The following is a 14,124-nucleotide window of genomic DNA, read 5'->3' on the forward strand; positions in this document are numbered from 1 at the left end:
ATTTCCTCCGATTAAAAATAACCTTGGCGCTTTTTCAGTTCCATTGAGGCCGACTGATCACTGTCAATTAAACGCCCTTGTCGTTCGCTGCTGGTGGAAATCAGCATTTCTTCAATAATGGCGGGTAGAGTTTCTGCTTGTGAAGGAATAGCACCCGTTAATGGCCAGCATCCCAGCGTTCTAAATCTCACTTTTTGCTGTGTGATCACTTCACCCGGTTTTAGATCAATTCTGTCGTCATCTACCATAATTAAGGTGCCATCACGTTCAATAACCGGTCTATTTTTGGCAAAATAGAGAGGAACAATATCGATATTCTCTAAATAGATATATTGCCAAATATCGAGTTCCGTCCAGTTAGAGAGTGGAAATACACGAATACTTTCACCTTTATTAATCTGTCCGTTATAGTTTTTCCATAATTCAGGTCGTTGGTTTTTCGGATCCCAGCGATGCTTTCTATCTCTAAATGAATAAATACGCTCTTTGGCGCGTGATTTTTCTTCATCACGGCGCGCACCGCCAAATGCCGCATCAAAACCATATTTGTCTAAGGCTTGCTTTAGCCCTTCTGTTTTCATGATATCCGTGTGTTTTGCACTACCATGAATAAATGGATTGATCCCAAGTTCTACACCTTGCGGATTGCGATAAACGTTAAGATCAAAGCCATATTCTTTAGCCGTTTTATCTCGAAACTCATACATTTCTCGGAATTTCCAGCCAGTATCAACATGCAACAAAGGAAAAGGTAATTTAGCGGGATAAAACGCTTTACGTGCTAAATGCAACATCACCGAGGAATCTTTGCCTATTGAATAAAGCATGACGGGATTTTCAAATTCAGCGACAACTTCGCGCAGAATATAAATGCTTTCTGCTTCTAATTGCTGAAGATGGGTTAATTGTGTTTCATTCATAACAACCTCGTTTTAGGCAAAATGAACCAAAGGTGAGTGGATTAGTGATGTTGATTGGGATTGTCTATCGCCAAACCACGCCAGTTGGTGATGTAATGCGGCAACTTCTCCTACAATCAATAAAGCCGGAGTTGGTGCTTTTTCTGCTAATTGTGCGAGTTGCGTTAGATTTCCCGTGAAAACTTGTTGATCATGGCGTGTACCACAACTAATCACCGCGATGGGCGTTAAAGGCGAACGCCCCAACTCAATTAATCGTTGGCTAATAAGCTCGGCTTTTGTTGTTCCCATATAAATAGCTAACGTATGATTCGCCTGCGCTAATGAAGCCCAGTCAGGCTCTATTCCGTCAGGTTTACAATGCCCTGTCATAAAGGTGACGCTTTGTGCATATTGACGATGCGTTAATGGAATACCCGCGTATGCACTTGCGCCACTTGCCGCAGTAACCCCTGGAATAACTTGGAATGAAATACCATGCTGTACTGCAACCTCTAATTCTTCGCCACCTCGCCCAAAAATAAAGGGATCACCCCCTTTTAATCGGACAACGCGTTTACCAAGTTGCGCATATTTCACGATCAGCGCATTCGTTTCTTCTTGAGAAACGCTATGATGTCCCGCTCTTTTACCTACACAAATAGTGTCAGCATCACGACGAACAAGCTCTAAAACCTCTGGACTCACTAAACTGTCATAGAGCACGACTTCCGCTTGTTGAATAACCTGTAAACCGCGCAGTGTTAATAATCCTGCATCACCGGGACCTGCCCCAACTAATGCTAATTCACCTTGTTGGATCTCTTTTTGTGTCAATTGTTGTGCAAGCAAGGCTTCTGCTTGTGCCAGCTGATCACTTGCCACTAAAGCGGCAAATTTGCCACTAAACGCTCGCTCCCAAAAACGGCAACGCGCTTGAAACGAGCCTAATTGCTGTTTCACTTTATTGCGCCATTTTCCAGCAATTGTTGCCATTGCACCTAATGAGTTTGGCAATAACGCTTCTAGTTTTTCACGTATCATTCGCACTAAAACAGGGGCTTTCCCAGCCGATGAGATAGCAATCAAAATGGGGTTTCTATCGATAATGGCGGGAAAAATAAATGAGCATTGAGGTTGTGAATCCACAACATTGACAAAAATATGCCGCGCTTGTGCATCAAGATAAACTTGCTGATTAAGCACACTGTCATCCGTTGCCACAATCACAAGTATCATTCCTAATAGATGTTCAGATTGATATTTGGCTGATACCCATTCAATTTTTTCTTGTTGATAAGCAAGATGTAATTCATCACACAACTGAGGTGCAATCACTCTTAAGCGAGCGCCTGCTCTTAATAACAGCAAAGCTTTACGCGCAGCAACATGACCACCACCAACCAATAACACTGGGCGTTCTTTTAATTCCACAAATAAGGGTAGGTAATCCATACGCGCATTTCACCTTCGTTGTTCACTTTATAACTAACGACTATAAAAGGTGCTTTAAGGGTTATGAAATGACAAAAAGCTATGTGATGGAACAGAAAGGAATAAGGAAAAATAAAATACTTTCAAATAGTTATGATTTTAAGAAATGACAAAAAGGGCAATAGATAAGCTCTATTACCCTCATTACTTATTGGTAGTTAATGACGTTATTCGTGTAATCCACACTCACGTTTTAAGCCAAAAAATCGTGTTTCTTCTTCACTCATACCCTCTTCCCATTTTCGGGTTGTATGAGTATCTCCCACAGAGAGATAACCTTGCTCCCATAAAGGGTGATAAGGTAAGTCGTTTTCTTTAAGATATTGATAAACTTTCTTATTATCCCAATCAACGATGGGTAGAAACTTAAAGATCCCTTTTGCTATTGAAAGCACAGGCAAATGTTCACGACTTTTAGATTGCTGACGACGAAGACCTGCAAACCACGTTTGAGCCTGTAATTCACGTAAAGCTCTTTCCATTGGCTCTACTTTATTTATCTGGTTATAACGCTCAATACCTTCAATGCCTTCTAACCAAAGTTTGCCGTAACGCGCCTCTTGCCAAGATGAAGATATTTCAGCTCGATAGACCTTCAAGTTAAGTTGTAACTGCTGCGTTAGACTATCAATAAACTGGTAGGTTTCAGGAAATAAGTAGCCCGTATCAGTCAAAATCACGGGGATATCAGGGTATTGTCTTGTCATTAAATGCAAACAAACCGCGGCTTGAATACCAAAACTGGAGCTTAATACAAAGGCTTTAGGTAAATTATCTAAAGCCCAAGTAACCCGTTCAATGGCGTTTAATTGCTCTAACCGTTGATTAATCTGGCTCAAAGCATGTGTCTGCTCTTCAACAGGTAACTGTTTTAGCGAAGCAAGCTGAAATAGGCTCATACCGCCTCCTGCACTTCATAAAAATCAATAGCAGAATTAAGTATGGGTTTAACAACATCAGTGCGAATAAGAAAATCACCAAAACCTTCATTGTTATGACGAGAAACTGCCCATTCACCAATCAGTGAATCAAGTATTGCGATGATTTCTTGTGAGGTAATATTTTCGCGATACATTCTCGGAATACGTGTCCCGATACGATTACCCCCTAAATGTAAGTTATAGCGATCAGGTGCTTTCCCCACCAGCCCAACTTCTGCAAGCATTGCTCGACCACAGCCATTTGGGCATCCCGTTACGCGCACAACAATATGCTCTTCACTCACACCATGTTTAGTCATTAAGCTATCAAGTGCATCGGTAAATGCAGGTAGGAAGCGTTCTGCCTCTGCCATTGCCAATGGGCAAGTTGGGAAAGAAACACACGCCATTGCATGTTCACGCAGAGGTGTAACGTTATCGTTAATCAAACCATATTGACGTGCAATAGCTTCAATATTGGCTTTTTCGCTTTCAGGTACACCTGCGACAATTAAGTTTTGATTTGCGGTAAGGCGAAAATCACCTTGATGAATTTTGGCGATTTCAGCAACACCTGTTTTTAATGGAGCATCAGGCGCATCAATCAGCCGTCCACTTTCAATAAATAAAGTCAGGTGCCATTTATCATCAACACCTTTTAACCAACCAATTTGATCGCCTCGATGGGTAAATTCATAAGGTCGAATAGCCTCAAAAGTGACACCTGAGCGACGTTCAACCTCTTGTTTAAACGTTTCTACGCCAACACGCTCTAATGTGTATTTTGTTTTTGCATTTTTGCGTTCAGTTCGATTTCCCCAGTCACGCTGAGTTGTCACAATCGCTTCTGCAATTGCCAATGTATTCTCAATAGGGATATAACCAAACTCACTGGCTAAGCGAGGAAAGGTATTCTTATCGCCATGTGTCATAGCTAAACCGCCCCCCACAAGTACATTAAAACCGACTAAATGCCCGTTTTCAGCAATCGCAATAAAATTCATGTCATTCGCATGAAGATCAACATCATTATGAGGCGGGATCACCACTGACGTTTTAAATTTTCGTGGTAAGTAGGTTTCCCCCAAAATAGGCTCTTCGTCTGTGGTTGCAACTTTCTCTTTATCTAACCAAATTTCCGCATAAGCATGAGTGCGAGGTAATAAGTGTTCTGATATTTTTTTCGCCCACTCATACGCTTCTTGGTGTAATGAAGATTGTACTGGGTTTGAAGTACATAAGACATTACGGTTAACATCATTCGCAGTAGCTAGAGAATCCAACCCTGTTGCTGCAAGCATCTGATGTGCGGGTTTTACATTACCTTTTAAAATGCCATGAAATTGAAATGTTTGACGATTAGTAATACGAATACTGCCATAAAGCGTATTTTCAGTCGCAAACTTATCAATGCTAAGCCACTGTTTAGGCGAAATAATGCCGCCGGGTAAACGGCAGCGTAGCATCATGGCATGGCGAGGTTCTAGCATTTGCTCCGCACGTTCAGCACGAATATCTCTGTCATCTTGCTGATACATGCCATGAAAGCGAATTAACAAAAAGTTATCGCCTTCAAAGCCACCAGTTAAACCATTTTGTAAGTCTTCTGTAATAGTGCCGCGTAAAAAGTGACTCTCTTTTTTCATACGTTCACTATCAGCCAGTTTCCCTTCAACCACTAAGGGCGCTTGAGTGTGTGATTTCATTTAATAGACATCCCTCTGATAACGCCGTTCTAGGCGTAGCTCACTTAAGTATTCATCTGCTTCTTCAATATTTTTATTGCCATACTCCATCACAATATCTAACAACGCCTGTTCAACATCTTTTGCCATCCGAGATGCATCACCACAAACATAAAGATAAGCACCTTGCTGTAACCATTGCCAAATCTCATTACCACGTTCACGCAATTTATCTTGTACATAAATTTTATGTGCTTGATCCCGTGACCATGCTAAATCGATATGAGTTAACAGACCGCTTTTGACATAACGTTGCCATTCCACTTGATAGAGAAAATCTTCTACAAAATGAGGATTACCAAAAAATAACCAGTTTTTACCTGTTGCAGCGTCATTTTCGCGCTGCTGCATAAAACTTCTAAAAGGTGCAATACCTGTGCCTGGACCAATCATAATGACAGATGCGGTGTTATCTTCAGGGAGACGAAAATGTGCATTTTTTTCGATAAAAACATTGACGCTATCGCCTTCTTTTAAGCTATCGGCTAAAAAACCAGAGGCTCCACCGGTATAAGTACGCGAGTTAACGTCGTAACGTACAACCCCTAAAGTAAGGTGTACTTCGTCTTCTACTTCTTGTTGTGACGATGCAATAGAGTAAAGGCGAGGAGTTAGTGGACGTAAAATATCAACAAAATCTTGTGCCGTGGGTTGAGCACAATATTGACGCACCATCTCATTAATAGGATGTTTGTCTGCATATTGCTGAAGCTTGGTTTTATCAGCTACCAATGACAATAGATCTTCATGACGCGTCAATTGGGCATAGGCTTTTACGATAGGTGCGCTATTTTGAGTTAGTTCACAATGATGCAGCAACGCTTCTTTTAAGGTGAATGTTTGAGATTTTAACGTGACAGGTTCATCACCTTTTAGCCACAACAAGGCAATAAGTTCATCAACTTTTTCAGGTGAGTTATTAAACCAAACGCCTAGCGCATCACCCGGTTGATATTGTAAATCAGAACCTTCAAGGCTGATTTCAATATGGCGAATATCTCTATCTGAATTTCTGCCTGTGATTTTTTTATTAGTCAGTAATGTAGCAGTAAAAGGCGCATCTCGATGATAAATAGAGGCATTAACTGTATCTGTCGTACCTGACTGTGTTTGTTGCAGGATTTGCGTACTTTGTTCTGGTACTCTTGCTTTTAAGAGCTCTGTAAGCTGTTTTATCCATTCATCCGCAACAAATTGATATTCAACATCGGCATCAACTCTTGGTAATAAACGTGTTGCCCCCAGTTGTGCGATTCGCTCATCAAAGTCTTTTCCTGCCTTACAGAAATGCTCATACGAAGTATCACCTAAGCTCAATACTGCATAAGCCGTTTCTTTCATTTCAGCGGCTTTTTTAGAGTTCAGATATTTATAAAAAGCTATCGCTTCTTCAGGAGGATCACCTTCACCTTGCGTCGATGCAATGATGATCAAGGTTGTTGTTTTATGGATCTGCTTAAACTTATATTCACCTGCGGAATATAGTTCTACATTCAATTTGTGAGCAACCAGATTATCTCGTAACTGTTCTGCAAGGTGACGCGCATTACCGGTTTGAGAAGCAGAGATCAATGTAATGGTTTCCTGCTCTGGCACTTGTGCTGAGGTAACCGTTGTCGATGTGGGTATGACAGAAGGATTAAGCTGTCCCCACAAATAGCCAGATAACCACGCAATCTGCGCTGTTGAGAGATCTTTTGTTGCGTCCTGTAATTTACTCAATTGCTCCGAGGTTAATGGAAGCATTGATAATAATGGAGGTTGATTGCTCATTTATCCTGCCTTAAAAAAGCGAAGCACTTATCTGTGCTTTATTGTTCTTTGATAATATTTCTAATATTGAGAGGGTATCCCACGACTAGAAGGTGAATTAAAGACCTGTTGGCTCTATCTAATAACCTTAAATGCTAAATTTATTTATTGGTTTCCTTTATCAATATAATGAATAAGCAAAAAGGAACATAATAAGCCATTAAGATTAAGGGAGATTAGGCGTGATACGCTAAATCAGCTACACTGGTAGACTTCGTTCTATTTGTGTCTTTTTTTTACTAATTAAGTCAAGAGAGTTTTGATGACAACCACCATCTTTAAAGATTTTCAGTTTGAAGCAGCCCACCATTTGCCACATGTTCCTGAAGGCCACAAATGTGGGCGTCTTCATGGACACTCTTTTCTTGTTAGATTAGAACTAACAGGTGAAGTTGATGCGCATTCAGGTTGGCTTATTGATTTTGCTGATGTGAAAGCCGCATTTAAACCTACTCTTGAGCGTCTAGATCACTACTATCTTAATGAAATTGAAGGCCTAGAAAATCCTACTAGCGAAGTGCTGGCAAAATGGATTTGGCAACAAGTAAAACCGTCATTGCCATTATTATCTGCGGTGATGGTAAAAGAGACGTGTACGGCGGGATGTATTTATCGCGGTGAATAAATCGGGTTTTACATTAACCCATTATCACTTAAAAGAAAATCAGCCTTTTATTGGCTGATTTTTTTATATTAAAAACGCGATCACGCAATATTTAAATACTTATGCGTTTGCATCGAGAAACGCCAATTACGTTCAATACAGGTTTTAATACATAATGCTGTCGCACTCTCTTTACAACTAATGGGCTGTAAGGCAACAACAGGCGCAGGGTGCTCTGTGCGTAATATCAGTAAGGCATCTAACGCTTCAATATCTTTTTCACGCCCAACGGGATGTTTTATCTCATTAGCTCTATTAATTGCGCTAGGTAATACCGTAAATCCCCCTTTCATGCCTACTTTTGGGGAAAGTGTCACCCATGTTTTCTCACTACATAAAATATCGTGAGTACCACTGGTTTCTATCTGACAGGCAAAACCTGCTTGCTCCAATCCTTCTGTTAAAGGGCGTAAATCATATAAGCAAGGCTCTCCTCCCGTGATAACCACATGTTTTGCACTATAACCTTGCCGTTGGAAAAGTGATAAAATCTGGGCAACACTGGCTTCTCCCCAAGTATCGCTTTCTTGCGTTTTAATAGGAATATCGCCAAGAGGAACTTTTTTTTCGTCTTCTTTTTCCCAAGTATGTTTGGTATCACACCAACTACAACCTACAGGACAACCCTGTAATCGAACAAAAAGTGCAGGAACGCCAGTAAAAACACCTTCACCCTGTAAGGTTTGAAACACTTCATTAATGGGGTATTGCATAAGAAACTCTGATATCCAATGAATGCTGATGATTATTACAGATAACTATCTCACCGTAAGAGGCTTTATGATAAGGTACATGGTTTGTTTTGAATAGCTAACGTGCGAGAAGACACTGAAAAAGAGGATAGAGTTCCTCCGTTGGACAGAGATGGGAATACTTTAGATGCAAAAAGAGAATCAACTTTCACGAGGATTATCAGGGCGGCACATTCGTTTCATGGCGCTTGGCTCTGCAATCGGTACAGGTTTATTTTATGGCTCTGCGGCTGCCATTGAGAAAGCGGGTCCGGCTGTATTGCTTGCTTACCTTATTGGTGGTGCAGCAGTATTTATGGTTATGCGTGCATTAGGTGAAATGGCAGTTCATCATCCTGTTGCAGGCTCTTTTTCACAATATGCAAGCCATTATATGGGGCCTTTAGCTGGCTTCTTAACTGGCTGGAACTACGTTTTTGAAATGCTGATTGTATGTCTTGCTGACGTCACGGCATTTGGCTTTTATATGAAACTCTGGTTCCCAGATGTTGATCAGTGGATATGGGTTTTAGGAATAGTTTGCTTTATTGGTGCCTTAAACCTTTGCCATGTCAAAATATTTGGTGAAATGGAATTTTGGCTTTCTATTGTTAAAGTGACCGCCATTATCGCCATGATCATTGGTGGTGTTGTCATTATGATGTATGGTTTTGGCCAACAAACTGAACACCCTATTGGTATCTCTAACTTATGGGAGTTCGGCGGCTTTATGCCAAATGGCATAGAAGGAGTAATAGCCTCACTTGCCATTGTGATGTTTGCGTTTGGTGGGATTGAGGTCATTGGTATTACTGCCAGTGAAGCTAAAGATCCTGAAAAAACCATTCCTAAAGCTATCAATGCCGTACCGTTTCGTATCTTATTATTCTATGTACTGACGATTTTCATTCTAATGTGCATTTTCCCTTGGCAACAAATCGGCCATAACGGTAGCCCATTTGTACAGATTTTCTCAAATCTAGGGATCAATTCAGCGGCAAATATCTTAAACCTTGTGGTTATCACAGCAGCAATTTCTGCGATCAACAGTGATATCTTCGGCGCCGGTCGTATGATGTACGGCATGGCTCAAGAAGGGCAAGCACCAAAATCTTTTATGAAGCTCACTCGCAATGGTGTGCCTTGGATGACGGTGCTAGTGATGTCTGTTGTATTGTTGCTGGGCGTAGTACTTAACTACCTTATTCCAGAGCAAATCTTTGTTTTAATCGCTTCTATTGCGACATTTGCAACAGTTTGGGTGTGGTTAATGATTTTGCTTTCTCAAGTTGCTATGCGTCGCAAGATGAGCGCAGATGAAGTGAAAACGCTTAAATTTCCAGTACCGCTATGGCCTGTTGCACCAGCACTGACTATCGTATTTATGGCGTTTGTTATCGCAATCTTAGGCTATTTTGAGTCAACCAGAATGGCATTGGTTGTCGGTATGGTATGGGTAGCTATTTTAACTGTTGGCTATTATGTCGGTATCAAACCGAGAATGAACCAGAAATAAATCACATTTCTGAATCAAATAATTCTGAGTTAAACAATAAAGGCTGTGGATTAATTCACAGCCTTTTTCTTTATTATAAATTATGCGATTTTCACTAAGCCAGAGCTTGTTTTAAATCAGCAATTAAATCATCCACATCTTCAAGACCAATCGATAGTCGAATTAAACCATCACTAATACCATGTCTTTGTCGTTCTTCTGCACTATAAGTGGCATGAGTCATTGTGGCAGGATGTTGAGCTAAAGATTCGCAGTCTCCTAAACTCACTGCTCGACTAAAGAGATTTAAACGATTGAGAAACTCTCTACCCACTTTTATGCCTCCTTTTAGCTCAATAGCTATCATGCCACCAGATAAACGCATCTGGCGTTTGGCGAGTTCATATTGAGGGAAAGAAACTAATCCCGGATAATGAATAGTTTCAACCTTAGGATTATCTGTAAGATATTCTGCAATACGTTGTGCATTTTTACAGATCTGCTCCATCCTTATGCTCAGTGTTTTTATTCCTCGTAATATTAACGAGGCATCATGAGGAGATAAACAAGCCCCCGTCATATCCTTTAAACCTTCAACACGTATTTTATCCGCTAAGGCGTGCGTGGTAATAATCGCTCCCGCAGTGACATCCCCATGACCTGATAAATATTTGGTCATAGAATGCACAACAATATCAGCACCAAGTTTTAAAGGTTGCTGTAAATAAGGCGAGCAATAAGTACTATCGACCATGACTAAAATATTATGTTGATGCGCAATTTCTGATATTTTTGCAATATCACTCACTCGCATATTAGGATTAGCCGGAGTTTCAAAAAAAATTAATTTTGTTTTCTCAGTAATCGCTTCTTTCAGTTTTTCAAGGTTAGTTAAATCAACGTGCTTTATTTTAACACCAAATTTAGCAAGTCCATGATTAAAAAATGTAAAAGTGCAACCATAAAGCGTCATATCAGCAATGAGTTCATCACCAGGCTGAAGTAACGACCAGCAACTAGAAGTAATTGCCCCTATTCCTGAAGAAAAAACAACGGCGCCTTCACCATTTTCTAATTGTGCTAAACGCTTTTCTAATAACTCTAAAGTAGGGTTTGAGATCCGAGAATAAAAATACCCTTTTTGTTTTCCAGCAAAGCAATCAGCACCATATTGTGCCGTTGGAAAAACAAAAGTGGATGTTTGAAAAACAGGAGGCACTAATGCCCCCTGAGAATCTAACGGAGAATAACCATAATGTATTGCTTGAGTATTAAAATGTTTATTACTTTGCGTCATTACATCTCCTATTTATTAATTAACTTTCTATTAGTTTGTTATTTCCCCCGATAATTTGAACTGTTCTTAAAATAATTGAAATCCCTTTAAGAGTATCAGGATTTCTTAATAATGCAAAAGTTGAACCTAATGTATATTTTTTATCTTGATAAATAGATTCTTTCTTTGCCATATTATAAGCAGCACCTAACTCCCATATTGGAATTAATGTTTCTTCAAACGCAACCGAAATTTTTTCAACTGTTGCATTATCCATAATATCTATTGAGTCAGATATTAAAGATAATAAATCGACGATATTATCAAAGCGCTTTAATGCTAATAATGGTCTTGCTTTTTCTAATAAATGTTGAAGATGTAATTTATCTTCATCAGATAATAGTTGAATATCTGCTGAGCTTAAGTTATTTTCACTCATTATTGTATCCCCTATAATAATCCTCTAACGGTTGCCCAATATAAACCTCGGTTATAACTATTACGCAGTAATCCGCCTAGCTTTGTCGGTGGTGTAGGAATTACGTCATGTTTATAGTCATACTGTAATGGCATACCGGCTGATAATCCCATTTGTGCGACCGCTTGCACACGACCATCATAAATCGCAGCAGGATAACCGTAACGAAGTTCACCACAGATGTTATTTGCAATTACACCCGCTTGGTTATGACAACTACCGCCGGCTTTACTAATCGGTAAATCAACCGTATCACCAAGAACATACACTTGATTTAATCCATAGACTTGCAATGTTTCAGGATCAGTAGGTAACCAACCTTCACCATTATTATGTTCACTCAAACCAGTATTACGAATCGCCTCAACGGCAGTAATAGGCGGTGTACTCATAAGGATATCAAATGGCTCTTCCTCGCCCTCTTTTGAGTAAGCTATTTTCTTATCAGGATCAACATGGCTCAACGTAAAGCCTCGCTTAGCTTTAATATCTCGCTCAGAGAATACGGCCGGAAGAACTTCACAAACTTCCTGTTGCATAAACAGGCAGTTTCTTAGAAGTTGAGCAACCGTAGGATAGGTATAAACAATTTCAATATTATTTCTCACCCGACGCTGACGAAGAAGCTCATCCAGCATCAATGTTGTCTCCATAGGAGCAATACCACATTGATGCGGTACATTAGGTGTTTCAGGGAAGCTAACAGTAATAAATACACGGCCTTTTTCAATTTTAGCTAATTTATCAGCAAGTGTTCTTGCGGCTTCATATTGGTAAAAATGATTTCCCGCTTCTTTTAAGCCTTCAATTCTATGAGGACTAGGAACACAACCTGTTGCTAATACTAAAAAATCATAGTTATATTTTTTATTAGACTCGCAATAAATTACTTTATTATTAAAGTCAAAACGTTCTGCTTTATCAATAACAAATTCAATTTCGGGTCTTAATAAACTTCTTTCTGATCGCATTAGCTCTTCTTTTAAAAAAAGATTAAATGCAATATACATAAATGCAGGTTTGTAATAATGATTAGGATTATCTGAAATAAGCGTAATTTTAATTTTATTTGAAAAGATTTCGTCATTTAATTTTTTAGCTAGGATATTAGCAAGAATAGTTCCGCCGGTACCACCGCCAATAATAACTATATTTTTTGTTGGCATTTTATTTCCTATATCTAGTGATATTAGATAGACCAAAAAAGTATAGTAAATAACGTTAATATAACAAATAGATTAAATAGATAGATAAATTACCCATAAAATAATATATCTAATTGATAGATGATATAATCATATTTAATTTAAATATTAAAAATTAAATATTAACTTATGTTATTATTACCTACTAATAAAATGTCGCGATTAAAGGATGATGGTCAGATGCATCTGTGATTAAGACCTCAGCTTTATTCAACGATAACCCTCGATAAAAAATATAATCCAAAGGTTTACCAAAGGCTTTTGTACGCCAATCATTATCAAAAATAACTTCTTTAAGTCTTAACGCTCTTGCAAAACGTTTTAATACATTGACTCTTGGGCGGCTCCACGCATTAAAATCACCCGCTAAAATAACAGGTCCTTTGTGATTCATGATATGAACAGATAAATTGCTCAATTGACGCTGATAAACATCGACACCAAAACTAAAATTAATCGCATGTACATTAATAACCATTAAATGATCACCCGTAATTAATGGATATACCGTAATTAATGCTGATTTGGGTAGTCGTAAAAAGGGCTCTTTCTCTCTGAGAGGGCAGCAATAGATAGGATGGGAACTTGATAATGTCATCACACCAGCTGGGTGTTGTTGAAAAGCCAAGGCAGGGACTTGGTCTGCAATTAAATGGTGAATTCCAGCAAAACGTACAAGCTCAGGTGTAGTTTGAGCTTCTTGTAACAAAAGCAAATGCGTATCTGTTGAGAGCGTTTCCAACATATTACGCCAATTGAGTCGTTGCTGTTTATAGATATTCCAAACCGCAATTTTTAGAGTGCCTTCAGTGTAAAGGGGCATTCCGATAGGTAAGGTATCCTTTCTTTCACTTAAAGGTGGGCTGGGCTCAATCCTTTCAACAGGTTGACCTGCTACAAAACGCACTGAATAATTCGGTTTTTTCGCCATTAGCAACCTCAGATAAACAGCAAGATATCTTGCTATAACTAAAGTATACCAAAGCCAAGCTTCGCTCTCACCCTTTAAAAGGACACCATAATCAACAAAAGTAATTATTTTTATATATAATAGTTATGTTTACTTAAAATTATCCGATTAATTTATTTTTTATTCTAAATTTTAAGCAAAAAAAAACCTAAGTCGTTAAACTTAGGTTTCTTAATGTTGGCGGAACGGACGGGACTCGAACCCGCGACCCCCTGCGTGACAGGCAGGTATTCTAACCAACTGAACTACCGCTCCGCGTATTCTTTGCGCGATTAATGTTATTTAACACTAACGCTTTAATTAATGCCTGGCAGTTCCCTACTCTCACATGGGGAGACCCCACACTACCATCGGCGCTACAACGTTTCACTTCTGAGTTCGGCATGGATTCAGGTGGGTCCGCTGCGCTATGGCCGCCAAGCAAATTCGGTTTTA

12 protein-coding genes, 1 tRNA gene and 1 rRNA gene are annotated in these 14,124 nt (G+C 39.4%); 2 read left to right on the forward strand and 12 right to left on the reverse strand.

The genetic code is table 11. The features are described 5' to 3' along the window. Nucleotides 1-11: 11 nt before the first annotated feature. The 5 genes from cysD to cysJ form a co-directional block, all read right to left on the reverse strand. A complete protein-coding gene (cysD, locus tag ACWPWK_RS05925) occupies nucleotides 12-920 on the reverse strand; it encodes a sulfate adenylyltransferase subunit CysD (RefSeq protein ID WP_109371445.1) in 909 nt (302 codons plus the stop codon). Nucleotides 921-932: 12 nt separating this feature from the next. After that, nucleotides 933-2,354 (reverse strand): siroheme synthase CysG, encoded by a 1,422-nt coding sequence (cysG, locus tag ACWPWK_RS05930; RefSeq protein ID WP_109371447.1) that lies wholly within the window; start codon nucleotides 2,352-2,354, stop codon nucleotides 933-935. A gap of 206 nt (nucleotides 2,355-2,560) precedes the next feature. Then, entirely contained in the window at nucleotides 2,561-3,292 is a 732-nt protein-coding gene (locus ACWPWK_RS05935; RefSeq protein WP_109371449.1) for a phosphoadenylyl-sulfate reductase, read from the reverse strand. Next, entirely contained in the window at nucleotides 3,289-5,019 is a 1,731-nt protein-coding gene (gene cysI / locus ACWPWK_RS05940; RefSeq protein WP_109371451.1) for an assimilatory sulfite reductase (NADPH) hemoprotein subunit, read from the reverse strand. Before cysI ends, ACWPWK_RS05935 begins: the two co-directional genes overlap by 4 nt. Then, entirely contained in the window at nucleotides 5,020-6,831 is a 1,812-nt protein-coding gene (cysJ, locus tag ACWPWK_RS05945) for an NADPH-dependent assimilatory sulfite reductase flavoprotein subunit (RefSeq protein WP_109371453.1), read from the reverse strand. 298 nt (nucleotides 6,832-7,129) lie between these two features. Between cysJ and queD the strand changes: the two genes are divergently transcribed. Continuing rightward, nucleotides 7,130-7,495, forward strand: coding sequence for a 6-carboxytetrahydropterin synthase QueD (gene queD / locus ACWPWK_RS05950; RefSeq protein WP_088494721.1), 366 nt, complete (start codon nucleotides 7,130-7,132; stop codon nucleotides 7,493-7,495). An 80-nt stretch (nucleotides 7,496-7,575) separates the two neighbouring features. Here queD and queE read toward each other — a convergent pair whose 3' ends face one another. Continuing rightward, on the reverse strand, nucleotides 7,576-8,247 hold the full coding sequence (gene queE, locus ACWPWK_RS05955; RefSeq protein ID WP_109371455.1) for a 7-carboxy-7-deazaguanine synthase QueE: 672 nt from the start codon (nucleotides 8,245-8,247) through the stop codon (nucleotides 7,576-7,578). 166 nt (nucleotides 8,248-8,413) lie between these two features. Between queE and ACWPWK_RS05960 the strand changes: the two genes are divergently transcribed. After that, on the forward strand, nucleotides 8,414-9,781 hold the full coding sequence (locus ACWPWK_RS05960) for an amino acid permease (protein ID WP_098942033.1): 1,368 nt from the start codon (nucleotides 8,414-8,416) through the stop codon (nucleotides 9,779-9,781). A 94-nt stretch (nucleotides 9,782-9,875) separates the two neighbouring features. On the opposite strand, the gene ACWPWK_RS05965 is transcribed toward ACWPWK_RS05960, so the two are convergent. The 6 genes from ACWPWK_RS05965 to rrf form a co-directional block, all read right to left on the reverse strand. Continuing rightward, entirely contained in the window at nucleotides 9,876-11,057 is a 1,182-nt protein-coding gene (locus ACWPWK_RS05965; protein ID WP_109371457.1) for a methionine gamma-lyase, read from the reverse strand. A gap of 19 nt (nucleotides 11,058-11,076) precedes the next feature. Next, entirely contained in the window at nucleotides 11,077-11,475 is a 399-nt protein-coding gene (locus tag ACWPWK_RS05970; RefSeq protein WP_109371459.1) for a hypothetical protein, read from the reverse strand. An 11-nt stretch (nucleotides 11,476-11,486) separates the two neighbouring features. Beyond that, nucleotides 11,487-12,680 carry an NAD(P)/FAD-dependent oxidoreductase gene (locus tag ACWPWK_RS05975; protein ID WP_109371461.1) on the reverse strand — a complete coding sequence of 398 codons (1,194 nt, stop codon included), beginning with the start codon at nucleotides 12,678-12,680 and terminating at the stop codon, nucleotides 11,487-11,489. A 184-nt stretch (nucleotides 12,681-12,864) separates the two neighbouring features. After that, nucleotides 12,865-13,650, reverse strand: a complete 786-nt coding sequence (locus ACWPWK_RS05980) for an endonuclease/exonuclease/phosphatase family protein (RefSeq protein WP_109371463.1) — start codon at nucleotides 13,648-13,650, stop codon at nucleotides 12,865-12,867. A gap of 217 nt (nucleotides 13,651-13,867) precedes the next feature. Further along, a tRNA-Asp gene (locus tag ACWPWK_RS05985) sits at nucleotides 13,868-13,944 on the reverse strand. Nucleotides 13,945-13,994: 50 nt separating this feature from the next. Next, nucleotides 13,995-14,110: ribosomal RNA gene (gene rrf / locus ACWPWK_RS05990) — 5S ribosomal RNA — on the reverse strand. Nucleotides 14,111-14,124 lie beyond the last annotated feature (14 nt).

The sequence above is a fragment of the Proteus sp. Marseille-Q3619 genome (assembly GCF_965283115.1).